The sequence below is a fragment of the Bacillus sp. GW823-FHT06A11 genome (genome assembly GCF_058795355.1).
The window spans coordinates 20,956-44,497 of record NZ_JBXAHS010000012.1 but is presented as its reverse complement, the minus strand read 5'-3'; the positions used below and the strand labels follow the sequence as shown (position 1 = coordinate 44,497).

The window sequence follows — 23,542 nt, the reverse complement described above, 5'->3', positions numbered from 1 at the left end:
CAAATTCAATATACTGTAAAAAAATCACCTCTTATAAAAATTAATCAATTATCAATTTTTATAAGAGGTGATTTTATGAACTATGAAACTAATCTATATAGAGTATGTCAACAATTTGGAGCTCCAATACCACCAAACGATACACCCATTACCTCTCCTCATAATCCTGTAGATATTCAAAATATGTGCAAAAACATTGGAAGATGGACTTATCTTTTTTCAGGATACAAAACACCTTATCATTTAGTAGAAGGTTATACAAGATTAGCTTGGATCCATTATTATGCTAACCATCCAGATAATTCATTAGGGGTAAAGCTCAGTAATAAACACTCTGTTTGGTTGATTACAATGAAAAATTAATTAATTTAAACATTGAGTCTGCACAGTTACAGGAGAAGAATCTGAAGTGACTTTATCATATAGCAAATAGGAAGTTTGCTGTCAGTTCAGAATTGTTAGATTCCATGGCAATGGATTATTGACCATTTATAAAATGGAAATGAATACTTTTACTAATACAATACATCATAAATAATCTTTTATCAGGATTTCTAGCAAAAAAGGTAGATTTTTTCGTTATGGGGTATTGTTTTCTGTTAGCTTGATGGCAATGGGCTGTACTCCTTTAACCCCCGAAGCATAGCTGTTTTAAATATATGTTAAGTGTGATTCTATTGTTGATTCTAAATATAAAGGTGAATAAAATTTGTTGCTTAGGCTCAAGATACTAGGAGTATTTGAATTAACATTATTAAAAAGGAGATGTTTAACATGAGTAAGTCTGATTGGGTTAGTACAAATCCTGCTGGAGAGGATCGCGGACCAATATTCGTACCTCAAGGGAAAGTTATATCTGGGATTGAGGTAAGAGAGGCAGCCGGATACGGTATTATTGATTTGCGTCTTTCTTATCGTGACTTTAATTCAGGTGATGCTGGTGAAACAGGTTGGTTGACTAATAATGAAAATGTGAACTGGGTAAGGCAAGATGATGTTTCAGAGCAAGAAATAGTAATTGGAATTAGGACTAAAGAACAAGCAGGGCATGGTATCATTGATATGCGACTTGTATACAAAAATGCAAGAAATGGTACGAAAAGCTATGGAAAATGGCTAACAGATAACAAGGAACAGGCAATGGAAAATGAAGTCACAATTTCCGAAGGATATGTAACTGGTATTGAAGGGAAAGAACAAGCAGGTTTCGGAATTGTGAATTTAAGAGTCATAAATAATGAATAAAAATCTCCTGTTTTTACAGGGGATTTTTTCTTTGCAGGAATTTCATTCTCATCATGGAATACTCTCGCTAGGAGGTGTCGTGACGTTATGACGGACAAAATTGTTTATTCTGCTAGTGAAGTATACAAACGACTAGGAATAAGTGATAGCACCCTTAGAAAGTACATGGAAGTATTGCAACGAGAGATTTGTTGTAAAAAAAGATAATCGTGGCAGACGCCAGTACACAGACAGTGACATTATGGTTATTGAGAAATTAATTGAATTGAGTAAGCATGACGGTATGACGCTAGAAAAGACTGAGGAAACGGATTTAGTGCCATTCTACATTAAACAGCAATTAGGGGTCACCATATCAAAAAAAGAAAATTGTACGTTTACTAAATTATTATTATATCCATGTTGATTTAAAATGATTTATACAAAATTTGAAATCGATAAAGCCCAATGATGTCAGTAAATGTGCAAGATATCAATGGGTTTTATTTGAATATTTAAAGATGTGTTTTACAAATTATAAAAGATATAAACTTAATTTTACCTTTTACAAATGAATCTTCCTAAAAGTGATATTTTTAATTACTGAAAGTACAATTCCCTCAAAGTAACATGGTGACTCCAAATACAACATAAAAGAAAAAAGGATTCTTTTAATAAGAATCCCTTTTGTTAGCTTGGACTAAATTCTCTTGAAATATTAATATGTTCACCAAATATATTCATGAGATTACTATTATTTTTAATCACTTGGCGCTTAAATGCCGCAAAGGCTGAACTAGAATCAAGTTTTTCGATAATCTCTAAAAAATATCTATCTTTCCGTTGTTGAGTTGCGCTTTTAATATAATTCCTTAACAAATCATAGAAATCTAACATTTCATCAACTAACGCTTCTCTAATATATGATGCTTCTATCGTTTTTAAATGGGTACTTCCATTATAAACTTTATGTAGCAATTCAACAGTCTGAACCGTTTTATTTTCTTGATCCATTGCTTCTATATATACTTTAGCAAAAGGAACTGGTTCCACCTTGAAATTCATTCTATTTTCCACATTATCTTGAGGATCTGTACAATTTAACATGTTATCATATTGTGCTAACTTTATATTGTTACAATGGGCACATGACCAAAAAAGGTTTTCCCATGAAAATTTCAAATCCTTATTCCCTTTATGAGGTATAAAATGCTCCACATTTACACTAATAGGATTCTTAGATTCACAAATATAACACTTATTATAAAAATCTTCTCTCAGTCTATCTAAAACTTTTTCAATTCTATAAGTACCATTGGATTTCGCTCTTTCTTCGGATAACTCTGTAGGCTCGGGCTGTGATTTATCAATTAATATCATTATTCTCACCACTCAAAATCATCTGCAAGTCAATTTCCGCCAATTTTAATTGTAACTCTTTTGTGTTTTCTTTTGGTACATTAGAGAAATCTTCTCGTAATTTTTCAAGTTTTAACATCTCTTCTTCTGACAATCCGTTTACATTTTCACTCAATCTTTGATATTCCTGTAGTTTTTCTTTAAATAAATATGAATATTGATCAATTTCAAAATATCCTTCAAGTATTGCTTGAAACGGAAATAATGCCAAATCATTTACCAATAAATCCTTTTCTAAATCATAAACTACAGCATTTTCAATTGAATTAATAACAAAAGGAGAATGAGTTGAAATTATAAACTGAATGTTAGGGAACAAATCAGTTAGTAATTTCAATACCTTTTTTTGTAAACTAATATGTAGATGAACGTCTATTTCATCTATTAATACTATTCCCTGTATATCATAAAGCGGTGCGTTAGCACTAAGCATTCTAATAATAAGCTCTGTAATTATATGTAATAAAGAAGAATAACCACTGGATAGTGTGTTTAATGTATATGCTTCTTTCCCAGGCTCTTCAATTATAAAATTATAGTTAACATAGTCAAACTTTAAAACCAACTCATTATTTTCAAATATCATTTGAAAACATCTTTCTAAATTATTAAACCATTTTTCGATATCTTTAGATATATGTAAGTCACCAGCTTGTTGTGCAAACATTTGCTGTGCCTTTAAATCTACTAAGTATTTTAAAAAGATACTATTGGCATTTGTTTTTATTTGTTTGGTTGGAATTAACTGTGTTTTTTCAATACCGTTTGGAATATCCATTTGAGAATTTCTATTAGCATTGAAATACGAAATGATATATTTACCGTTTTCATAATATTTATCAATATTTAGAAGTGTATTAAATGAAAGTTTTACTTTGCCTTCATATTTTTCTATATTATCTCTGTTATTTTGAATGTAACGTTCCTGTTCCTCAATTCTCATCAATAACCCTGAATCATTAGGATTATTTTGCAACTCTATTTTCAAGTTATTTAAAGTGTTTTTGTGAACAGCAATATATTCGTGATTACGACTAAGTTGTGTTATAGAGCTATTTTCTGATATCTCCAAGTATTGTAAGATACCTTCTAGTAATGAAGTTTTACCTGAACCATTTTTACCAGTTAAAATTAAGTGTTTTCTAGTTTCTTTAGAGAGTGGAATACTAACATTTTTTAAATGTCTTACTTTATTAATATTTAATTCCGTTACAAATATATCGGTCATAAAAATCTCCTTCCTTCTTCTCGAATCATATTAATAATATCATTAATTATTAATATGATCCGAGAAGAAGATATTTTTATTTATAAAAATGTTATAATATATAGTTTTCGTTATTTATAGATGTATATCCTTACAAATACCTTTTACTTTCATATTATAAAATACACACCCTCCAGTTAAAACACTTCAAAAGGTACACCTTTTGAAGTTTATTAAAATCTAGCTAATTTAGTGCTTCGAAAGGATCAAAATTGCATTTTTAAAGTGCTAAATAATTAATGGTTCCATTTCATTAGAATCAATTCCGGCTATATAACTAAAAAATGTGATATAATATCTATTGAACATATGAATAGGATAACAACTACCTGCTGTTGGCAAGTAGCAATTTATCTAATAAAAAGATCACTTGTTTCCAAGACAAGTGATCTTTTTATATACATTACCTGTAATATTTTTGAAATTGAATAGATATTTCAATCTGTGTAATTACAGTAGACTTGATTAAATTTATAACTAATACAAGGATAATACCGTCCATATTTCTTACTCATATACTGAGCTTACTTTTAGAGCTTTAGATAGTTTTTTTGTTTTTAAGATTATTTGATTTTTTATAGGCATAACATAAAATGTTGGTTCTATTGTTTCTTTATCCTTATTGAAAGGAGCGGTTATTAAGTAATTACCACTACTGCTAATTACAATTTGGTCTTGATTGTTTTGATTGAAGATTAAATATCTCCTTTGTCCTTCAGCAGATTCTACACCTAATCTAAAAGAAATGAACCCTAACACCAAAATAAAAATTAAAACTACAATTATTTTAAATGGTTTAAATGGTGATAAAATCACCTGTATATATTTTTGTACAATGAGAGGAAGAAAATCATATGCCAATGTAAATACATAAGTAATACACCAGATTGATATGTACCAGTTACTATATATATCTATTTTAAAGATCCACCCTATTAGAGGGCTGATAAATAATAAGATCATCAATGATAGAATTATTTTACTTTTAACTCCTTTTAACTTTAACAGTAATTCTGGTATAAGGAAAACATATCTTAAAAGAATATAAATAATTAAAGAAGCTGCTAACCAAGGGAATATTGTCAAAAAATAATGAGTTAAATCACTTGTATCTATTTTTAACAAAGAATAATCAGTTAAATCATAATAAGTATGATATCCATATTTAAATAAAGCAGCATATGCGTAGGCTAAAGCTGTAAATACTAACACTATAATAGCAGCTTGATTAAATGTGGTAAGAAGCATATTACATTCTTTTGAGTTAGTGTTTTCAGTTGATACAGAAGAAGTGTTTGAATTTCCTTGTTTACGCCTTTGAACATTTTGTGTTTGTGAAGAACGTTTCTTTTTTGCCAAGATATGACCTCCTATATATTTTTAAGTATTTATATCTATATATTATTATGTTTATATTAAACGGTCAAAACAAAGGACATAAATGTTTCTTTGATATACAAATAGAGATGGGTGCAGCAAATAAAACATTAACAATTCTTGAAGAGTGGATAAAACAATTACGATTAATTTGTTAAATTTCGTTATGTTTTCTAAATACGAAGCATTCCATACAACAGGAACTCTATGGAATCAAAAATAACAGAAGGTATTAAGTGATGACATAGAAATTCATATTGTAGAGATTCCAAAACTCATGCAACAGTAGCGTAATGAACAAGTAAATCCCTGGGAAGATTCCTTTGTTCGTTGGTTATTACTACTGCCAGCGAATGAAGATGAACACTTAACCCAAACATTGGAGGATATTACGATGAAACAAGACCCTATTTTACAAAAAGCAATGGATAAATGGGAACGTATGAGTCAAGATCCTTCTTTCCGACAAGCGTATGAAGCAAGGGAAAAAGCTTTCATGGATGAGGCCGCTAAGTTCGCTCATGTAAAGCAACAAGGGATTAAAAAAGTAATGGAAAAAGGGAGTAGAAGAAGGGAAAATGCAACTTATTCGTGGTATGCACAAAAATGGAATGCCAATAGAAGATATTGCAAGGTTTACAAATTTACGTATTGAAGAAATAAAAAAATTTACAATGATAAAAAAGATTCAAATAAAAATTAATATATCGCTATACCCCTAAATTGAGACGCAGAAAAACAGAAAGAAGCTTCAATGGTATATACACTTTATTGAAGCTTCTTTCTGTATATTTATTTGTTACTTTAGATAGTGAAACACAGCTCTGTCATTGCAGCATTTACATCTTTTATAATGAGTAGCATTTCTTCATATGGTGGAATAAATTCTTGTCCAAATTCTATTGTAAAAGCGTAAACTTTCTTTTTATTTGGATCAACAAAATTACGACTATAGGCGTAATCCTCTGCAGTTGCTGACGTTGCATATAGTTCAATACCTTGTTGGACGGTATAAGATTTGCCGCGTACAGCATGGAGAGCTTCATTCATTTTTGTGGCCAAATCAAAAAAAGTGTTTTGGTCTGTACTAGATATATATTCTCGATACACAGTATCATTTGTTTTTCCGCGTTTTCCATCAAAAATTGGATTTTGGAAGTTTTGTTTCGGATCCGTTTCTTGATTATCATCATCACCCCAAGGACATAATATTAATCCCCCATGAGAATGGATATCAACGTAATATTGAATATTAGGATAAGTATCTAAGAGATACTTAACATTTTTTGTTTCAGGTTCCGAAAAAGGTGCTGTTCCTTTATAAATCTCTTCTGCGGGATTATTCGATGTTCCGATTCCACTAGTCCACAGAAAATCAAAGTTACGATTAATATCTACTCCTAAATTATGACCACCAGTACTTGTATTTGGATTTCGATTTTTTCTCCACATTGTCTCTGCTGTCTGTGAATGATGTTTTCCATCTGGATTTACATCAGGGAACACGAAAATATCAAGTTTTTCCATAAAAGTGCGAACTTGAGCAAATGTATATGTTTTGTTTCCAAAGCTAAGTGAAGTTTGAGATTGATAAGCAGTAATTAACTGCCGTAAAAAATTGATGCATATATCAGAACCGCCCCATTCTCTGGCATGCACACTGCCTGTGAACAAAACTCCAGTTCTATTCGAATTCGTTCCAGCTTTTAAACGTATAGCATGCGATGTACGACCTTCCCATGTTTGGTTAGGAAGTTGAATCAAGGTTACTAAGTTTGGAAATTGATTGGCTAATTGCTGAAGAACAGTTTCTATCTCCTCTACTGTCATATATCCTCCTCGAACTGTTTCTTCTTCTAACATGAAATCAGAAGTAATGAATCTATTACTGGAGGATATTTCTCCTTGTCTTTCCTTGATAATGATGTTTAAATCATCAATAATGTCTACTTGATAACCAGCTTGTTTGACTTTGTCAATTTGATTATCTGATAAAATGCCTGGAACTTCATAATAGTCTGTGTCTATTTTCTTTGTTACTCGATATTGTAAATCTAAATTAAAACTCTTTAAATTGAGCATTTTTTCCTTTGAATTGCTACTTATCCGAACAGAATATAAATTCATACATTCATCTCCCAATTATATTTTTAATATAAAAATTAATTTACGCAAGTAGTATAGACGTTTATTACACCCAATAAACATCCAATATGTGTAATATTTAAATTGAATTGTAGACATACATTGGTTAACTTAAAAAAAATCATTATTTTTAGGTTTTATACATTACCAATGGCTAATTTTGTGTTGTTAGATTTTACTGTTTATGCTTTTATATGCTACCGTATGTTTATACTTTGTTACAGTAAGAATAAAATCGTATATATTAATTAATAAAAAAGAGTGACATGCTATCAACATGTACACTCTCCACTTACTAAAATTAGTACTAATTTTCTTTGAATTTTATAGTGGCCATTACTTGAGCATGATCAGATTGTGTTTCATTTTCAATATCATCACATTTTAAATGCCTGTCAAACACCTTATATTCACTTACTCGACCAATGTATTCTTTATTTTTCTCATTAAGTGCATTAGATACAAAAATAAAGTCTAGTACATTTCCTAATTTCCCATAATAATGTGTAGGCAATCTTTTTGTCCGCTTTGATTTGGTGCTATTACTAGCTACTTCCTAAACATTATTCCTCATTTACCAACCTGTTTATGCTTTTTTAAAAATTTGCAACAGAACCATTAGTTATTACTTATAGATTGAAGAGTAGGCGATGCTATAAGAAGTGAAGAAATTCTAACGCCATAGTTAAAACCTTGTGCACTACTATCGCATCCTCCATTTGTATGAACTCCCACGAGTGTTCCACCTGGTGAAAGTAATATCCCGGATCCGGAAGATCCCGGAAGTGTATCAAGAGAGTTGTATCCGATTCGTTCATCACCATCTTTTAGAAACGTTACTGGTCCAGCTTCTACTTGTTTCATTTCCCCATTGGGGTGTTGAATAATGCAAAGCATGTCGTTCAGCTTAGCATCTGTTTTTGCGATTTTGGTATGACCGAAAATTTGCCCTGGTTTTCCATCTAGCCTAACGATAGCGAAATCTAATCCTGCAAGACGATATTCTATTAATTCAAGAACTGCGAAAGATTGTACAGGTTTTGGCGTGTTAGAAGAATCAACTTGATAGTTAAAATTCAATTTCATATTTTTAGCAATTTCTTGAGATGAAATAGGGTTATTTGTTCCATTGATACGGGGTACAGTCCATCCATCAGGATTTTGATCAAAGCAATGACCAGCAGTTATAAATAGTTCCTCTGAAATAAGTGTACCAGAACCCCATCTTATTCCTGAAACATTTCCAGGATGTGTAAATTTTGATGCTAAGTCATCATTCCACTGGAGTTGTCCCACAGGCCCCTGATGAGCATCGACAAATTCTTTTGTTACACCTAGTGTACCATCGTATCGTTCAACAGGTTGAAAGTCATCTGCTCCACAAAAGCTTTCAACGCCCGCTGGTTTAACAAATGCCACCGGAAACCGAGGAAGCTCTTCCGTTTCTAAAGAATGAAATTCTGCGATATCTGGTTTACTAACTTTTTCTTTTCTATCCATACACAAATAACCCCCTTCTATTATTCAATGATATTTTCTACAATGAGTATGTTTATTATACGAGAAATTCTTCTTGACGCTTTATCTCCTAAAAAAATATTTATAATTCCATACGTATAGATTTATCGAAAATTATACATTAAGAGTTACTTATAGATTGAAGGGTAGGCGATACTATAAGAAGTGAAGAAATTCTAACGCCATAGTTAAAACCTTGTGCACTACTATCGCATCCTCCATTTGTATGAACTCCGACGAGTGTTCCATCTGGTGAAAGTAGTATCCCAGCTCCAGAAGTTAGCGGAAGCATATCAAGAGAGTTGTATCCGATTCGTTCATCACCATCTTGTAAAAACGTTACTGATCCAGCATCTACTTGTTTCATTTCTCCATTGGGGTGTTGAATAATGCAAAGCGTGTCGTTCAGCTTAGCATCTGTTTTTGCGATTTTGGTATGACCGAAAATTTGTCCTGATTTTCCATCTAGCCTAACGATAGCGAAATCTAATCCTGCAAGACGATATTCTATTAATTCAAGAACTGCGAAAGATTGTACAGGTTTTGGCGTGTTAGAGGGATCAACTTGATAGTTAAAATTTACTTTCATGTTTTTAGCAATTTCTTGAGATGAAATAGAATTATTTGTCCCATTGATACGTGGAACGGCCCAACCATTTTGTTGTTGGTCAAAACAATGGCCAACAGTTAAAAATAAATCATCTGAAATAAGTGTACCAGAATTGGATTTCATTCCAGAAACATTTCCAGGGTGTGTATACTTTGATGCTAAGTCATAATTCCATTGAAGTTGTCCTACAGGAGCCTGATGAGCATCGACAAATTCTTTTGTTACACCTAGTGTACCATCGTATCGTTCAACATGTTGATTTTCCTTTTCCATACCAATCACGCACCTTCTTTAGATTAGTAGTATCAATATGTCCAAGAGTTGTAGATTTATTGCAGTTGTTCTGAAGTTTTTGCACCAGAACCAAATATTACGTATAAAAAATAAAAAGCTGTGATTTGAAGAATTGATAAGGGCAATTCTTGATTTATTAATTGTTCATAGCATAAAAATTATAAAAAAAGAAAACATAAATTTTAGTTAGTGATATCGAAGTTTTAAAGAACAAAAAAGGAGACTTTGGTTATGAAAGAGGAAAATAATAAAAAATTAGGACTTGCCCTTTCCGGTGGGGGATTTAGAGCATCTTTCTATCATATTGGAGTACTCGCAAGGTTAGCTGATTTGGGGTTGCTTCGTTCTGTTGAAATAATTTCTACGGTTTCAGGTGGCTCTATTATTGGCGCGCTTTATTATCTTCATTTAAAAAAACTACTGGAAGAAAAGAGAGATGTTGAAATTAAAGATGAAGACTACCAGAAGATTGTTGCAAAAATTGAAGTTGATTTTCTAAAAGCAATCCAAAAGAATTTGCGTTTAAGAACCTTTCTTAATCCAATAAAAAATATAAAAATGATTCTTCCTAATTACTCACGAAGTGATCATATTGGAGAGCTTTATGATAAATTTTTATACAGAAAAGTTCTTGATGCAAATAACACCCAACCTATAAAAATGAAAGAGCTAATTATCAAACCCTGCTGTGAGAGTAATTCTTTTCACCCACTTAAGGATAATAAAAATAGAAGTGCAAAAGTACCAATACTTCTTATTAATGCAACCATCTTAAATAATGGTCATAACTGGTGTTTTAGTGCTTCGGATATGGGCGAAACACAGATTGACAAATTCAGAAAAAAATTTGATAAAAACTTTCGATTAAAAAAAATAACATCATATGAAGACATATACAAACACGAAGATTTTGAATTGGGTTTAGCCGTTGCCGCTTCAGCCTGTGTACCTGGAATTTTTGCTCCTCTTGCTATTAGTGACCTTTATGATGAGAAGGTACGATTACAATTAGTTGATGGTGGTGTCCACGATAATCAAGGGATTAGAGGATTACTAGATAAACGCTTAAATTGCACACATTTTATATTAAGTGATGCATCAGCACAATTAAAAGATGAAAGGGAGCCTAATGTACAGATATCCAATGTAATCAAACGTTCAAATGGTATACTAGCGGACAACCTACGAGAGCAACAGCTGTCCAATATAATTAAGGAACATTCAGATAATGTTGCCCTATTACATTTAAAGAAAGGATTGCCCGTAAAGGAAGTTTCCTACTTTGATGAGAGACACAACCTTAAAGAAGAATCGAAATTTTATAACACGGAACAACCTTGCGAGACTTTCGGGGTCAATACAGATGTTCAAAACCTTCTTTCTGGTATCAGAACAGATTTGGACTCTTTTTCAGAAGTAGAAGCTTTTTCTCTAATGCTTAACGGCTATAGAATAAGTCAATATGAATTGGATAAAGTAAATATAAAAAATTTTGTTACAAATACTGCATTAAAAGAGGAAAGATATCAATTTTTTAAGATTGATTCTTGGATTTCATCACCTGTTATGGATTCTTATTATAAAAATCTCCTTGAAACTGCAAGCAAACGATTTTTTAAGGCTATTAGAATAAATTTGTTGGTAAAGTTTATAACTATTTTATTGGTTGTACTTATATGTGGAACTATTATAAGTACTTTCGGTTCAAAGTTTATTTGCTGGGCAGATGAATCAATATCAAAAGGTCAATTATTATTATTGATTCTCTTTTTAATCACCCTCTTTATAGTATACAAAGGATTAAAATTTTTTTCACAAAGAATTCTTTCTGTATGGTTCTTGATAAATTTGTTACCATTTCTTCTTGTATCTTTAACAGGGTTTGTATTTATTGGACTTTATCTAATCACTTTTGATCGACTATTTCTATACTTAGGTAGTTTTAAAGTATTAAAAAAGGTAAAAATAAAGTGAAAAATATAAAGATAAATAGATATAGAAAAACCGGTTCTAATATTTGAAACCGGTTTTTCTATATCTATTTGAGCATTTTGCACGTTTCCCACTCCAAAAGCTATAGGACCTCTAAGGACATAAAAAATTCACCCCTAAATATAGAAATTTTTGAAGTGACCAAACTCCGAAAATCCTGAAGGAGGAATTCACTTTGTATATTCTACAAGAAAGTCTATGTTTCTTTAAAAAACTACAACATTGTATAGGTTTGATATCCTTTTCAAGCTCATTACTTTTAATGTTGAAATTGTACCTATTGCTTTTAAGTCGTTCTCATTCACATCACCAACTAATGATATTTTTGTAAAAAGTGGATTTAACCCCATCCTGATACAAATAACTAAACGCTAAAAAACCCTTTATCTCTTAACTGTTATTGAATAATTCTCCTATTATCATTTTGGTTTAACCATAATACACACCCTTAAATCCATTCATTTTTTATTCCAAATATCTAGAATAAATATAATTCAAATGAGCATGCTAATTGATGTTTGTTAATAAAAAGGAGGTATTTACAATGACTACTTATCGAATAGCACCTTATACAATTGAAACAGCAGACGGCAGAGACGAAAAAACACCACCAGGGGTGAAGATGATTAAAGCTCCTGAAGTTTGGGATGATAGTGAGCAAGGTAAAGGCATCGTAGTTGCTATTTTAGATACAGGATGCGATAAAAATCATCCTGATTTAAAAGATCGTATTCTTTTTGGAAAGAACACTACAGAACGCGGTAATGAATCGGATTTTTCTGATATTGCCGGACATGGTACTCATGTAGCAGGAACAATTGCAGCAAATGGAACAGGCATTTTTGGTGTTGCTCCTCAAGCAAGGCTTGCTATCTATAGAGTATTCACTCCAACTGCTATCCCAAATCGACCTACAGCCTTTAATAAAGATATCATAACAGCTATACATGACTGTATTAAATGGAATCAAGAGCATAGTAAAGAAGATCACATTCGTATTATAAATATGTCATTTGGAAGTCCCGATGATGATGATGCTCTTCATAAAGCTATAAAAGAAGCAGTTAAGAATGAAATTTTAATTATTTGTGCTGCTGGGAACGAAGGGGATAGCGGTAGCGGTGGAGATGGTAGCCCTGATAAAGATGAGTGTAGTTATCCAGCTAAATATCCAGAGGTTATATCCGTTGCAGCAGTTACATTAGATCGTAAATTCGTGGATTTCTCAAATACAAACATTGATAATGATTTAGCAGCTCCTGGATCCGGTATTTTATCGACTTATCCTAAAGATAAGGATAATAGAGACGGAATTAAAGATGGTTATGCTACACTTAGCGGAACTTCTATGGCAGCGCCGCACGTATCAGGTGCTTCAGCACTTATTATTAAACAGTGTGAAGATGATTTCAAACGCACTCTAACAGAAACTGAAATTTATGCTCAACTTATTAAACGTACAGTCTCATTAGGACTTGACCGTAGAGTCGAAGGTAACGGATTATTAGACTTAACAGAGGGTTATAGAACTTTCCCAAATACAAATCAATGATAAAAAGTTTAATTTGGTGGAAAAGCTTCTTCACAATAACGTGAAGTGGCTTTTCCATCTTTCTCTCTCTTAGATCCCCATAAACGAACAGCTCTATTGATATTACTATCTTCATATGTGATTTGAACTGTTCTTAATTCCTCTCCATCCACAAATTCACGATGTACCCAACATTCTTGAAATTTTAAATTCTCATCATATTTATGCATGTTATAATTGAAAATGGCTTCTTCTAGTTCTGGAAAGCCCAAACCTTTTTTCTCTAAAGCAATATACTCAAAGTCCCAAAACTTTCTAAAATGATAGATAAGCTCTTTTTGACTTTTCATTATAACTCCTCCACCTAATATTTTTTAAATTATTATGTATATTTTATATCTGTGACATGATTGATTTTTATATATTGTACATTATCATGTTGGTTCCTAAATCTTAATTCATTACAGACCATATCGTGGTAATGAATATAGCCCACTTCGGAATATACCTTGTTCTGTTTTTGGTATGAAATACTTACTTCCTTATTTTCAGCCATTGCACAACACACTATTTCATTTATATGTTCTAATTTTTGTTCATCTAAAATAGGCATTGGTACTTCATTTTGTTTTTCATACAATTCATTTAATCCTTTAAACTGTTCTTTTATTGCTGAAAATGGAACCCATCGCATCATACCTCTATCAATCATAATCTGTATTCCTCCTTATGCTTTATGTCCACCTATTTTTCCGTTTCTGTCCCTTTGCGTAGCACCTCTAACATAGCTATTACCTCTCATAATTGAATTTTTACCATGTTTATGCCGTATACTATCCATTGTTTTTGCTAATTTCCTTTTAGTATCTTTTTGAAGAGTATCTTCAAACAATGACATTTGAATTGCATCATCCCTGGTCAAATTTTTTAATGTAATATGTATTTGGCGCACCCGATGTCCAGAGTGAAACCTTTTTAATAGTTGCAATGAGGCCTCATAAACATCTTCTGTTAAGCATGACGGTTGATCTAATGTAATTGCTCGTTTAAATCCTCCGCCGATGTATTTGCTATAACCTATAGCAAGCTCAACAGTACGACAGCATTTATCCATAGAGCGTAAACGAAAACAAGTTTCTTCAATTTGCTCTAGAAGAAGTAAGTTTAATTTATTTGGGCTAGATGGGACAAAGGTTGGAATGCTCAGCGCGAGGTGTATCGAGGAAGGACTTTATCTTTATACTAAAGATTTAATTAATGAAAAATGGAGCATACATGAATTCGATATGAGGGAAGAAAATGATTTATCATGGGGAGTAGGGTGTAATGGAATTATTTATATATTACTAGAAAAAGGGAATTATATATATCAAGAGTATTTACGAAAAGTAAGAGGATATACAGAAAAAGGGCTACGTGTCTGGATGATAAAAGATTTATTAAAATCGAAGACTCTTTTTTTAGCGAAGAAGGACATGAATTTGGAGATTGGGAAGGAGAAATTCCAGCACTTTCTAAATTAAAAAATGGTTGGTTTCAACATCTATATGTATATTGCTTTGAACCACGACCAAAATTGTTTGTAATTGGTGCAGGAGAAGATGCCAAGCCACTTGTCTCCTTAACAAAAAAACAGGATTTTTTGTTACTATTTGTGATTGGAGAGAGGGATTATGCACACCGCTACGGTTTCCAGAAGCGGATAGGCATGTTGTCGGTTTTCCAAAAAAGATTCTATCTAGGTATTTTAGGGTCCCGATATCGTACCGCACGTTTGCTAGGAGGACTGTATAAACCTAAATGGATTTTCTCTCCTGCTGGTTTACCCATTGGATCCGAGGGACCAATGGAAATTGCTATAAGCATTATGGCAGAAATGATACAAATAATGAGGATGAAGAACGATGAAAATAGTGGGGATATATCTAGCAGCTGGAAAGAGTAGAAGAACAGGTCCAGGGTTACATAAGCTGTACCTTCCAACTGGAAATACATTACTTGGGAATAAAGCATTATATACATCACTTTCGTCCAATTTGAGTGATGTTATAGTAGTTTCAAATCAACCGTCTTGGTTGTTACATTATACACAAGTTGAAAGGGTTCATATTCTCTCTTGTGAAAAATCATGTCTGGGTCAATCTTACTTTCTCCATTGTGGTTTAGAAAAGGCAGAAAGTATGAATGCTGATGGAGTAGTAGTAATGCTTGCAGATCAACCCTTTATTACAGTTAAGCTTTTAAATTCATTAATAGATAGTTATGAGCACCTCCCACAGCTCGATTATGTAGCTGCTAGCTTTCAAGGTGCGCGCTCCATTTTCTTTGACAAGTCTTTTCAAGGTAAGATTACTGTATATAGCGATGCTAAATTATTTTATGATGTGGATACAATAGAGGATTATAATGTAATTAAGAATTCGCTACTATAAAGGATATCTATATGTTTAATTTCGAGTTTATACAATAATATCCAATAAAGCTCATGGTTTTCACATGACTCTAAGCTTTATTTTTGTCTTAATTAAAATTAGATTACTATAAATAATTGATTTATTAATATTAATTTTATAGTTTCTTGCTTCAATAAATACGTCAAAGTGAAAGTTTAGACTTTCTTGTCTAAATAGTTTAGAGATTCTTGTCCTTGTACAATAGCAGAGGAGGAGACAAAATAAACTTAAACTACAAATTTTAAATCCTTATGTTAACTATCAAAAGAGAGTTTAAATTCTAATTAAAGTATAATTCAAACTATATATTTATTACATAATAAATATCAAAATGAAGTGAATTTAATATAAATTTTAAATCACTATCTATTATCAATGAAAAAAATAAAAGTTCAGCAATTTTGTATTGCTGAACTTTTATTCCTTATTCTTTCCTATTCTGCCTAAACTATCTTTAATAGTTGTTTCCCCAAGTTGTGTATATAGCAAAGCTGTATCTTGACTGGTATGCCCAAGTTGTTGCATCACTTGCAATGAGTCTTTTTCTTCCATATATAATTTATTTGCTAATGTATGTCTTAATTTATGAGGAGACATTCTTTTTCCATATGCTTTAGTATATTTTTCTACTATATCTTGGATAGCCCTAACAGAAAGAGGCTGTGCAGTATGTTTATACCTCGATAAGAATACATTTTGTAATTCTTTCCCTGGAGCATATTTCCTATCTCTAATTTCCATATATTTTTCAAGATCACTCAATGCAATTGGGGTAATCCATACTGAATCTTCTTTATTTCCTTTGCGAATTACATCGATTAGTCTTTCTTTTAGGTTTATATCTTCCATACGGAGATCGGCCAATTCACTTACACGAATACCACTACCAAGAAAGAGGGAGAGAATAGCTACATCACGTTCTTTATCTCTTAGGAAATAGAATAATTGATGTTTTGTTAAAGATTTTTCATGTTCGTACTTAACATAATTCAGAAATTCTTGATCATCATCATTATGGAATATTTTAGATCTCATACGTTTTGCACGAGCATTTAATGTTTCTTTATCTTTATGTATTTCAATTTTAGCCATTACATTTCTATAAAAATAGCATTCTCCATCTTCATTCTCTGATAGGGAGGTGAGGTACTTAAATAAAGACTTTAAGGCCGAAATTTTTCTGTTAACAGAGGAATTCTGCATGTTTTGTTGTAGTTTTAAAAATCTCATAAAGTTCTCAACATCTTTTTTCTTTAAATTCTCCAAATCAGAGAAGGATATGTCTTTAATGGGCTTAAATTCGATAATTTGATCAGATAATAGCCAATTAAAGAAGACTCTAAAATCATATACATAATTCAGTAGGGTGGAGGGAGAGGCATCATGCAATTCTTTGTACTCCACAAATTCTTCTATGTAAAAGGGCATTTCTTTTAAATTCTCGTATAATTTTTTACGATGTACGGATTTTTGACGTTGTTTGCTGTAATCCATAAAAATCACCTCATATATAATATAACAGAAAAATAACACGAACACAAGTTCGCGTTAAATTCAATTTTTACACAAACTTATTTACATAATTAAATTATGAAATACAAAAATATGCTCAAAACTGAATGGTATAGTGTAGTTAGTCAAATGAAAATTATAGCTAACTAAGTGATAAATTTGTATAAGACCATAAAAATTTGTGCAAAAACTACATATAAATGTACATAAAATAAAACAATTTTTATATATAAATTCATACAAAAAATCAATATATGAAAACAGTTTAAAATTCGTTATCTAACATGAATTGGTTAATTTAATTATAATTATGAGGAGTTAATTAGATCAACATAAGAAAAAATCCTATATAGTAAAAGGTAATTTACTATGAATATTTTCAATGAATAGTTCAGTATTTAATGATTCCTATATAAAATATGAATTATATGGACACATACCAATATACAGAGATTCATGCTATCGAGCTCGAAATCCCTAAATACTGTATTAGATTTTTATTTATATATCTTATTGTTCGTAAAATTGGTATTTCGTGCGAAGTTGTGAATATTTATTTTTCCACCTCTTTATAAAAGTATCATATACCTTACCTTTCATCAGTCTAAATATCTTTTAGTTTCAGATACATTCAGCTATACATTATTAATATTGATTAAATGGTCGCTTATAGGATATAGCCAGTGTATAACATTTTAATACAAATCAGTTAACTTTAAATCCTTAAGACTAAATAGATGGTGTATTTTACAAAATATAATTGTTGTGATGTCGAAATAGAGCATTTCCTTTAATTCTTTTTATTGTACTTGATTTAGCTGAGCATTCCGCTAAATATTATTTAAATACAGATTTCAACATATAACTACTAAATTTCTCTTTCTATCTCAATGACATAAGTATTCTTTTTATTTTGAGATTTATTCACTTGTTTTTTACAAATACCTATGAGATGTGTTATGTAAACTGATTATAAGTAAGTTATTGTAATGTATGCTTTTGGCTTCATGTAAGTGCGAATCTGTACATCCGCATTCGCACTTACATGATATATGCCAATTTGATTTATATAACTGTGCTCCAGTATATATCGTTTAATCTTTTAATCATCAACTGGGATTGTAATGGTGTTTGTGCCAGATGCGTATATATCCTATCTTTTAACACTCTCACTACTAATATTAACTAGATCAATACTTTATTTTTTCAGATTCATATATTCTTCTAAAGTTAGTTTTTCTTTATATATATTTTCAGCAATATCTCCTACGTAACGTACATGCCAAGGCTCATAAGCATATCCAGTAATATTCTCCTTACCTTTTGGGTAACGAATGATAAACCCTGCACGATGTGCGTTATCTTTTAGCCATTTGCCTTCCTTCGTATTTGCAAAGGATAGCTCTAGTTCATTGTTCGCACTTTTAGATGAAACATCCATTGTTAGCCCTGTTTGATGTTCGCTATGCCCTGGCTTTGCAGAGAAGCGATCCGTATGCTCTTGCCCATTTTTTTTAACATTGCTGGCATACAGACCTTTTTGATACTCATAGGAACGAAATCCTGAAACAGCATTCAACTGTATACCATCTTGCTTAGCTAAAAGAAATAGTTTTTCTAACGCTTCCGCTGCTTCTTTACGAAGATGACTCTTTTCTACCGTTCCACTAAATGAGAACGGTACATTTGGTACAACTAAATCCTCTGGCTTATAGTCTTCGGGTAAACCATATTCCTTATTTACTACAGCCTGTATACTAGCAAAAGAGCTTGCTATCTTTCTTGAAGTCACATTTTGCTTTCTATTTTTTTCATTATTTATGGAGTTTTCACTAGTTTCATGGTTTGTCTTATATGGTTCTTTACCAATAGATACATTAGTGTAAACGATAAAGATACCTAATATTACTACTATACAAGTTAAGGTTCCTACTAATTTAAATCTCATCATACATTTCCTTCCTGCAACGCCTACTGTTATTCATTCATCATACTGTAACCATGTCAAATCCATATTAATTCCCTGTGAACTTTTCTTCATAGCGTATTTCCTAATAGATTGATAGTATATCTTCCCGTACTTTTGACACCATTAAAATATCAGTTCTATTCATACGTGTAGAAAAATAATCTGAATTTTTTTATAATAAGATAAGAAGTGTAGCATTCTATTATAGAAAGGTCTTGGTATAATGCTAGGTATTGATGTAAAAAAAACAAAAGAAGAGTTAATAATTTCATGGCAATTGGCGGAGGTTACAATCCCATTACGTGAGGTGCTTGAGGTTACCGAAGATGCTACCTATGCGGGAGTTGAAGAACCAACTGCAATCCGTATTGGAACAGCATACGGGACAACTGACCGTATATTAATTAGAACTGTAAAACAAAATTATGTATTATTTACTACAAACAAAGTGTCGATTTTAAAAGCTATTCTCGCTTAAATATGGTCATATAAATAGACTCAAACAAAGTTCGAATAAAGCAAAGGAGAGAAGTCATAGAATAGACTCCTCTCCTTTATTTAATTGAAATGAATATTATAATCCATACTCATTTCAGTATAGCTTTTATAACCTAAGAACATCTTTCTTTTTTGATTATGATATTACTAATCAAATTAAGACCAAATCCACACATCATCATTATTTTGAGTGCTATTGTTTACCTCATGCACTTTTTCGTAATCCTCTCTATGATAAATAGACGCGCAATAATCAGCTTTTTCTTTAGAACTAGGTAGAACAAATCAAAGACCTTTAGTAAGTATGTCTTTGAATTCTTTCACCTTCTCGTCTATCATATTAGGAGTTGGAAACGCCTTGGCAATGACAAGTAATTCTTTTGCAATTTCATATGTCAATAAATCTAGCTGTTTCTTTTCTTCTTTATTTTTATTACGCAATGGCTGATACACATCATTATATTGAAGTGTATAATTTTGAATTCGTTTAGATGTTTCTATCAAATTTTCTTGTTTCGTTTGGACCATCAGTTCATGAATTTTATCACTGTACCCCACTATTTCGTCAAAAGAACGTGTAAAAGTCTTCTTTTTTTGATAAGGTTCTTCATAGCTAAAGGGATATCCACGCAACTTGAAATTATACAAAGACAACACAAACCATTCCATCTTTTGATTTAGCTCTTTATAAAACGTTTCACTCGCTTCTTCTTCTTTTGATTTTATATGTTCGAATCGTTCATCATTTTTCTTCATGTCTGTATGTGCTGACTTGAAAGAAAACGAATAGAAGTCTGTTTTGTCTTTGACCACTACTGATCCATAATCAAAACTACATTTAAAATCTCCGCAATCGAAACTGGTATTCAAAGTCTGATTATCAATTTCTTTTTTCCAATCTGTTAACACTTTTACTTTTTCGTTATGTGACAAGTTATGAAAAGTTTCATTCCCAGTTATAACAAAATTAAGATATTGCATATCCTCAAGCGTTTCTCTATTCTCATAAGATAAACTACGGTCAGAATATGGATGTAAACTAATCTTTTTATCATAGCTGCGCAATTCTTCTTCTATTTTCGAAGTATCCATCTTTGCGCAACCCGTAATCAATAATAAAGTAATAGCTACTATGTACAGTTTTACTTTCTTCATAGAACACCCCTGATTTCTTTATGATAAATATTATTTATATAAAATAATAAAACACTTATATGTATTCTGTTTCTACTGTCCATATTCCCCTATCCAAGCGTTTTTTGGCATCGTTTTCTTTTCTAATATTACGATATATAGTTAAACATCTGACTTGTGTTATAGTAAACTGGCGATATTTACGCACACTAATGCTGTAACTTATTATGTAAAGAGATCAAACGATGACAGAAGAGAAATATAAAAATTTCTTCATCGTATGCCTCCCTCTCTTCTTGTTTTTCTTCCCTTACATCATAACGAGATTGGAATCATTGTTTGAAAAACTATAGATTTCTATGATTTAGCCAAGGTTTATGTATAAAACCATTGATTAACTCCTCTACTCTTTCAAACAGAATTTTTATGATATGTATGCAGGAATCCCCCATACATGTACCGAAACCCCAATAGGGAAACATTCCACTAATTACCATTTCTATTTCATACCATTACATTTTGGAGGTTAAACAGGATGAAAAAGATGAAAAAAAAGAAGTTACAAAAATCAGCACTTTCTTTTACCCTACTCTTTTCTTTAGGTGTTTCTTCTTTTCCGCTTACAACAACAATTCATGCGGATACACAAGTGACACAAACCGCAGAAAAGAAACCAGTCTCTTTAACGGAACGTACGTCTTTATTTTTTGACTATCTCCAGCAAGGTAAATATGCAGAGGCACTCCAGTTGACGTCTGCTGCTTTTCAATCCAAGTTTACGGCAAACATATTACAAAACTGGTGGACACAAAGTGGCGGGAGTATGATTACAAGCATGGGGACACCTGTTATTAAAGAACGAAACTTAGTCCACCAAACGGTTGAAATTCCAGGAGCTATCGAAGGAACTACTATTCCACTACTCCTTAAATTCACACCTGGTGGTAAAGTTGATGAAGTTGGCGTAAGGACGACACCAGATAAATCTTATACCATCCCGCATCCTAGCTATGACCAACCTGATTTCTACCAAGAACGCGAAATCGTCATTGGAAATGCTACATACCCGTTACCAGCCACATTAACGGTTCCAAAACATAAACCTGGCGAAAAAGTGCCTGTTGTTGTTCTTGTTCATGGTTCTGGTTCGCAAGATCGTGACAGTACAATTATGGGAACTAAAATCTTTAGAGACCTTGCAGCTGGTCTTTCATCAAGCGGTATCGCAGTGTTACGTTACGAGAAACGTTCCTTAGAACACGGTTTTAAAATGAGTGCAGAACCTGCTACATTAGACCGAGATACTACAGATGATGCCATATATGCAGCAAAATCAGCAGCGCAGCAGGAAGGCATTGACCCAGATAACATTTTTATTCTCGGACATAGCCAAGGAGCTGGCACCATGCCGCGCATACTAAGCAAAGCAACTTCATCACTTGTAAGAGGCAGTATTTTAATGGCACCTCCTGCACGTCCTTTTACTGACATGCTCCTTGATCAGTATCAGTACCTCGGGGCACCTAAGGAATATATTGATGAACTAAAAAAACAATTCGCTTATATCGAGGATCCTACTTTTGATCCAGATCACCCACCAGCTGGTTATAATTATCCTTTTCCACATTTCATGTACGATGTGACTCGTTGGCGTCCAGTTGAAGAAGCGAAATCACGAAAAGAGCCATTACTGATTCTGCAAGGCGCACGTGATTATCAAGTAACTGTAAAAGACGAGTTTACGAGATGGCAAGAAGGGCTTTCAAGCCGCAGTAATGTTCAGTTCAAAGAATATCCGAAATTGAATCACATCTTCACGGAGGGCGACGGGGAATTCAGTCACCCTAGTGAATACGAAGTCCCTTCCAATGTTCCTGCGTATGTCATCCAGGACATAGTTACATGGGTCAATGAGACAAAGAAATAAGAAAACAACAAAAGCCATCATGCAATCATCATTGCGTGATGGCTTTTTTGATATTAAAACATGTCATATCAGAAATTAATCGCTTCTATAGTAATGTATGTATTATTTTTGAGGTTTTCTTGCAAGTAAGTACATCCTAGACTTGATATTTTTACAGCGCTTATTTGCTTCATATCTTACTATTCCTGGTCCGTCAGTGCAACAATACAAGATTTATTTCGATATGTAAGAATGCATATTATTTCTCTTGGATGTTATGATATACTCTCTTTGTGAGCTTATACAAAATTTCTTTAGATTGGAAAACTAAAACCTCATTAACCCAAGTTGGGGGCGCCATTTGGCGTCTTTTTTTAGTTTTGCTCCATAGGCATTTAGCTTAGATATTGAAGTAACCCCAAAACAAAAAATAAGCTGACCTTTTGGAAATTTATGTATATCATTTTTGAATGCGGGAGTTCCATCTTTCAAAACTAACCTATTAAATAGGGTTAGATGTATAAACTATATTAATATCGGAATACTCTCGACTTGGGGTTCCGTAAATGCTTTCTCCTAATCATCCATATTGATAAATGACTTACTTCTAATCAATTTGCCTTTGTTGTTCTTCGTTTAAAAGGAGCTAGTTTTACATACGATAAAGCACTAAAAAACTGTGCACAAAAACCT

21 protein-coding genes and 3 pseudogenes are annotated in these 23,542 nt (G+C 32.2%); 11 read left to right on the top strand and 13 right to left on the bottom strand.

Translation table 11 applies throughout. The features are described from left to right. Positions 1-75 precede the first annotated feature (75 nt). The 3 genes and pseudogenes from AC1Q8L_RS28775 to AC1Q8L_RS28765 form a co-directional block, all read left to right on the top strand. Positions 76-363 (top strand): hypothetical protein, encoded by a 288-nt coding sequence (locus AC1Q8L_RS28775; protein ID WP_098312116.1) that lies wholly within the window; start codon positions 76-78, stop codon positions 361-363. Positions 364-774: 411 nt separating this feature from the next. Next, positions 775-1,245: a hypothetical protein gene (locus AC1Q8L_RS28770; RefSeq protein ID WP_098312115.1), complete on the top strand. Its 471-nt coding sequence runs from the start codon at positions 775-777 to the stop codon at positions 1,243-1,245. 87 nt (positions 1,246-1,332) lie between these two features. Further along, positions 1,333-1,588: pseudogene (locus AC1Q8L_RS28765) on the top strand (MerR family transcriptional regulator); the annotation flags it as partial. A gap of 326 nt (positions 1,589-1,914) precedes the next feature. Here AC1Q8L_RS28765 and AC1Q8L_RS28760 read toward each other — a convergent pair. The 3 genes from AC1Q8L_RS28760 to AC1Q8L_RS28750 form a co-directional block, all read right to left on the bottom strand. Continuing rightward, a complete protein-coding gene (locus AC1Q8L_RS28760) occupies positions 1,915-2,604 on the bottom strand; it encodes an HNH endonuclease (RefSeq protein ID WP_098312114.1) in 690 nt (229 codons plus the stop codon). Next, positions 2,591-3,871 (bottom strand): AAA family ATPase, encoded by a 1,281-nt coding sequence (locus tag AC1Q8L_RS28755; RefSeq protein ID WP_098312113.1) that lies wholly within the window; start codon positions 3,869-3,871, stop codon positions 2,591-2,593. Before AC1Q8L_RS28755 ends, AC1Q8L_RS28760 begins: the two co-directional genes overlap by 14 nt. A 546-nt stretch (positions 3,872-4,417) precedes the next feature. Beyond that, positions 4,418-5,269 carry a hypothetical protein gene (locus tag AC1Q8L_RS28750; RefSeq protein ID WP_327961606.1) on the bottom strand — a complete coding sequence of 284 codons (852 nt, stop codon included), beginning with the start codon at positions 5,267-5,269 and terminating at the stop codon, positions 4,418-4,420. Positions 5,270-5,420: 151 nt separating this feature from the next. Between AC1Q8L_RS28750 and AC1Q8L_RS28745 the strand changes: the two are divergent. Next, positions 5,421-6,009 (top strand): annotated as a pseudogene (locus AC1Q8L_RS28745) (Rpn family recombination-promoting nuclease/putative transposase); the annotation flags it as partial. Positions 6,010-6,091: 82 nt separating this feature from the next. Here the strand turns inward: AC1Q8L_RS28745 and AC1Q8L_RS28740 are convergent. The 4 genes from AC1Q8L_RS28740 to AC1Q8L_RS28725 form a co-directional block, all read right to left on the bottom strand. Continuing rightward, positions 6,092-7,414: a M14 family metallopeptidase gene (locus AC1Q8L_RS28740; RefSeq protein ID WP_327961607.1), complete on the bottom strand. Its 1,323-nt coding sequence runs from the start codon at positions 7,412-7,414 to the stop codon at positions 6,092-6,094. A 325-nt stretch (positions 7,415-7,739) separates the two neighbouring features. Further along, a complete protein-coding gene (locus tag AC1Q8L_RS28735; protein WP_257147320.1) occupies positions 7,740-7,946 on the bottom strand; it encodes a hypothetical protein in 207 nt (68 codons plus the stop codon). A 104-nt stretch (positions 7,947-8,050) separates the two neighbouring features. After that, on the bottom strand, positions 8,051-8,932 hold the full coding sequence (locus tag AC1Q8L_RS28730) for a trypsin-like serine peptidase (RefSeq protein ID WP_098312109.1): 882 nt from the start codon (positions 8,930-8,932) through the stop codon (positions 8,051-8,053). A 139-nt stretch (positions 8,933-9,071) separates the two neighbouring features. Continuing rightward, a complete protein-coding gene (locus AC1Q8L_RS28725; protein ID WP_327961608.1) occupies positions 9,072-9,833 on the bottom strand; it encodes a trypsin-like serine peptidase in 762 nt (253 codons plus the stop codon). Between the two features lie 252 nt (positions 9,834-10,085). On the opposite strand from AC1Q8L_RS28725, the gene AC1Q8L_RS28720 reads away from it, so the two are divergent. Next, positions 10,086-11,828, top strand: a complete 1,743-nt coding sequence (locus AC1Q8L_RS28720; RefSeq protein WP_431170247.1) for a patatin-like phospholipase family protein — start codon at positions 10,086-10,088, stop codon at positions 11,826-11,828. Between the two features lie 562 nt (positions 11,829-12,390). After that, complete coding sequence (locus AC1Q8L_RS28715) at positions 12,391-13,398, top strand: S8 family peptidase (RefSeq protein ID WP_431170248.1); 1,008 nt, start codon at positions 12,391-12,393, stop codon at positions 13,396-13,398. A gap of 50 nt (positions 13,399-13,448) precedes the next feature. Here the strand turns inward: AC1Q8L_RS28715 and AC1Q8L_RS28710 are convergent. From AC1Q8L_RS28710 to AC1Q8L_RS28700, 3 genes and pseudogenes are all read right to left on the bottom strand, one after another. Next, positions 13,449-13,727 (bottom strand): annotated as a pseudogene (locus AC1Q8L_RS28710) (hypothetical protein); the annotation flags it as partial. A 32-nt stretch (positions 13,728-13,759) separates the two neighbouring features. Beyond that, complete coding sequence (locus tag AC1Q8L_RS28705; protein WP_492339548.1) at positions 13,760-14,089, bottom strand: YolD-like family protein; 330 nt, start codon at positions 14,087-14,089, stop codon at positions 13,760-13,762. A gap of 15 nt (positions 14,090-14,104) precedes the next feature. Further along, on the bottom strand, positions 14,105-14,491 hold the full coding sequence (locus AC1Q8L_RS28700) for a DinB/UmuC family translesion DNA polymerase (protein WP_489886341.1): 387 nt from the start codon (positions 14,489-14,491) through the stop codon (positions 14,105-14,107). Between the two features lie 85 nt (positions 14,492-14,576). Here AC1Q8L_RS28700 and AC1Q8L_RS28695 point away from each other — a divergent pair, with 85 nt between their 5' ends. The 3 genes from AC1Q8L_RS28695 to AC1Q8L_RS28685 all read left to right on the top strand — a co-directional run bounded on the left by AC1Q8L_RS28695 (position 14,577) and on the right by AC1Q8L_RS28685 (position 15,809). Then, entirely contained in the window at positions 14,577-14,900 is a 324-nt protein-coding gene (locus AC1Q8L_RS28695) for a hypothetical protein (RefSeq protein WP_327961292.1), read from the top strand. 185 nt (positions 14,901-15,085) lie between these two features. Then, a complete protein-coding gene (locus AC1Q8L_RS28690) occupies positions 15,086-15,322 on the top strand; it encodes an XdhC family protein (RefSeq protein WP_431170314.1) in 237 nt (78 codons plus the stop codon). Then, positions 15,282-15,809, top strand: a complete 528-nt coding sequence (locus AC1Q8L_RS28685) for an NTP transferase domain-containing protein (RefSeq protein ID WP_431170252.1) — start codon at positions 15,282-15,284, stop codon at positions 15,807-15,809. The genes AC1Q8L_RS28690 and AC1Q8L_RS28685 overlap by 41 nt, the downstream gene beginning before the upstream one ends. 438 nt (positions 15,810-16,247) lie before the next feature. On the opposite strand, the gene xerS is transcribed toward AC1Q8L_RS28685, so the two are convergent. Together xerS and AC1Q8L_RS28675 are read right to left on the bottom strand one after the other, a co-directional pair. Then, a complete protein-coding gene (gene xerS / locus AC1Q8L_RS28680; RefSeq protein ID WP_431170253.1) occupies positions 16,248-17,324 on the bottom strand; it encodes a tyrosine recombinase XerS in 1,077 nt (358 codons plus the stop codon). Between the two features lie 1,216 nt (positions 17,325-18,540). Further along, positions 18,541-19,290: a M15 family metallopeptidase gene (locus AC1Q8L_RS28675; RefSeq protein ID WP_033657586.1), complete on the bottom strand. Its 750-nt coding sequence runs from the start codon at positions 19,288-19,290 to the stop codon at positions 18,541-18,543. A 244-nt stretch (positions 19,291-19,534) separates the two neighbouring features. Between AC1Q8L_RS28675 and AC1Q8L_RS28670 the strand changes: the two genes are divergently transcribed. Next, on the top strand, positions 19,535-19,789 hold the full coding sequence (locus AC1Q8L_RS28670; protein WP_000900587.1) for a SunI/YnzG family protein: 255 nt from the start codon (positions 19,535-19,537) through the stop codon (positions 19,787-19,789). Positions 19,790-20,094: 305 nt separating this feature from the next. Here AC1Q8L_RS28670 and AC1Q8L_RS28665 read toward each other — a convergent pair whose 3' ends face one another. Beyond that, positions 20,095-20,964: a hypothetical protein gene (locus AC1Q8L_RS28665; protein WP_000756235.1), complete on the bottom strand. Its 870-nt coding sequence runs from the start codon at positions 20,962-20,964 to the stop codon at positions 20,095-20,097. A gap of 523 nt (positions 20,965-21,487) precedes the next feature. Here AC1Q8L_RS28665 and AC1Q8L_RS28660 point away from each other — a divergent pair. Then, on the top strand, positions 21,488-22,870 hold the full coding sequence (locus tag AC1Q8L_RS28660; protein WP_141549881.1) for an alpha/beta hydrolase family protein: 1,383 nt from the start codon (positions 21,488-21,490) through the stop codon (positions 22,868-22,870). The last annotated feature ends 672 nt before the right edge of the window (positions 22,871-23,542 follow it).

Bases quoted from the DNA above. Each gene is read 5' to 3' on its own strand.
- AC1Q8L_RS28775 (WP_098312116.1), top strand. From the start codon at position 76: ATGAACTATGAAACTAATCTATATAGAGTATGTCAACAATTTGGAGCT.
- AC1Q8L_RS28770 (WP_098312115.1), top strand. From the start codon at position 775: ATGAGTAAGTCTGATTGGGTTAGTACAAATCCTGCTGGAGAGGATCGC.
- AC1Q8L_RS28760 (WP_098312114.1), bottom strand. From the start codon at position 2,604: ATGATATTAATTGATAAATCACAGCCCGAGCCTACAGAGTTATCCGAA.
- AC1Q8L_RS28755 (WP_098312113.1), bottom strand. From the start codon at position 3,871: ATGACCGATATATTTGTAACGGAATTAAATATTAATAAAGTAAGACAT.
- AC1Q8L_RS28740 (WP_327961607.1), bottom strand. From the start codon at position 7,414: ATGAATTTATATTCTGTTCGGATAAGTAGCAATTCAAAGGAAAAAATG.
- AC1Q8L_RS28730 (WP_098312109.1), bottom strand. From the start codon at position 8,932: ATGGATAGAAAAGAAAAAGTTAGTAAACCAGATATCGCAGAATTTCAT.
- AC1Q8L_RS28725 (WP_327961608.1), bottom strand. From the start codon at position 9,833: ATGGAAAAGGAAAATCAACATGTTGAACGATACGATGGTACACTAGGT.
- AC1Q8L_RS28720 (WP_431170247.1), top strand. From the start codon at position 10,086: ATGAAAGAGGAAAATAATAAAAAATTAGGACTTGCCCTTTCCGGTGGG.
- AC1Q8L_RS28715 (WP_431170248.1), top strand. From the start codon at position 12,391: ATGACTACTTATCGAATAGCACCTTATACAATTGAAACAGCAGACGGC.
- AC1Q8L_RS28705 (WP_492339548.1), bottom strand. From the start codon at position 14,089: ATGATTGATAGAGGTATGATGCGATGGGTTCCATTTTCAGCAATAAAA.
- AC1Q8L_RS28700 (WP_489886341.1), bottom strand. From the start codon at position 14,491: ATGGATAAATGCTGTCGTACTGTTGAGCTTGCTATAGGTTATAGCAAA.
- AC1Q8L_RS28695 (WP_327961292.1), top strand. From the start codon at position 14,577: ATGCTCAGCGCGAGGTGTATCGAGGAAGGACTTTATCTTTATACTAAA.
- AC1Q8L_RS28690 (WP_431170314.1), top strand. From the start codon at position 15,086: ATGTTGTCGGTTTTCCAAAAAAGATTCTATCTAGGTATTTTAGGGTCC.
- AC1Q8L_RS28685 (WP_431170252.1), top strand. From the start codon at position 15,282: ATGAAAATAGTGGGGATATATCTAGCAGCTGGAAAGAGTAGAAGAACA.
- xerS (WP_431170253.1), bottom strand. From the start codon at position 17,324: ATGGATTACAGCAAACAACGTCAAAAATCCGTACATCGTAAAAAATTA.
- AC1Q8L_RS28675 (WP_033657586.1), bottom strand. From the start codon at position 19,290: ATGAGATTTAAATTAGTAGGAACCTTAACTTGTATAGTAGTAATATTA.
- AC1Q8L_RS28670 (WP_000900587.1), top strand. From the start codon at position 19,535: ATGCTAGGTATTGATGTAAAAAAAACAAAAGAAGAGTTAATAATTTCA.
- AC1Q8L_RS28665 (WP_000756235.1), bottom strand. From the start codon at position 20,964: ATGAAGAAAGTAAAACTGTACATAGTAGCTATTACTTTATTATTGATT.
- AC1Q8L_RS28660 (WP_141549881.1), top strand. From the start codon at position 21,488: ATGAAAAAAAAGAAGTTACAAAAATCAGCACTTTCTTTTACCCTACTC.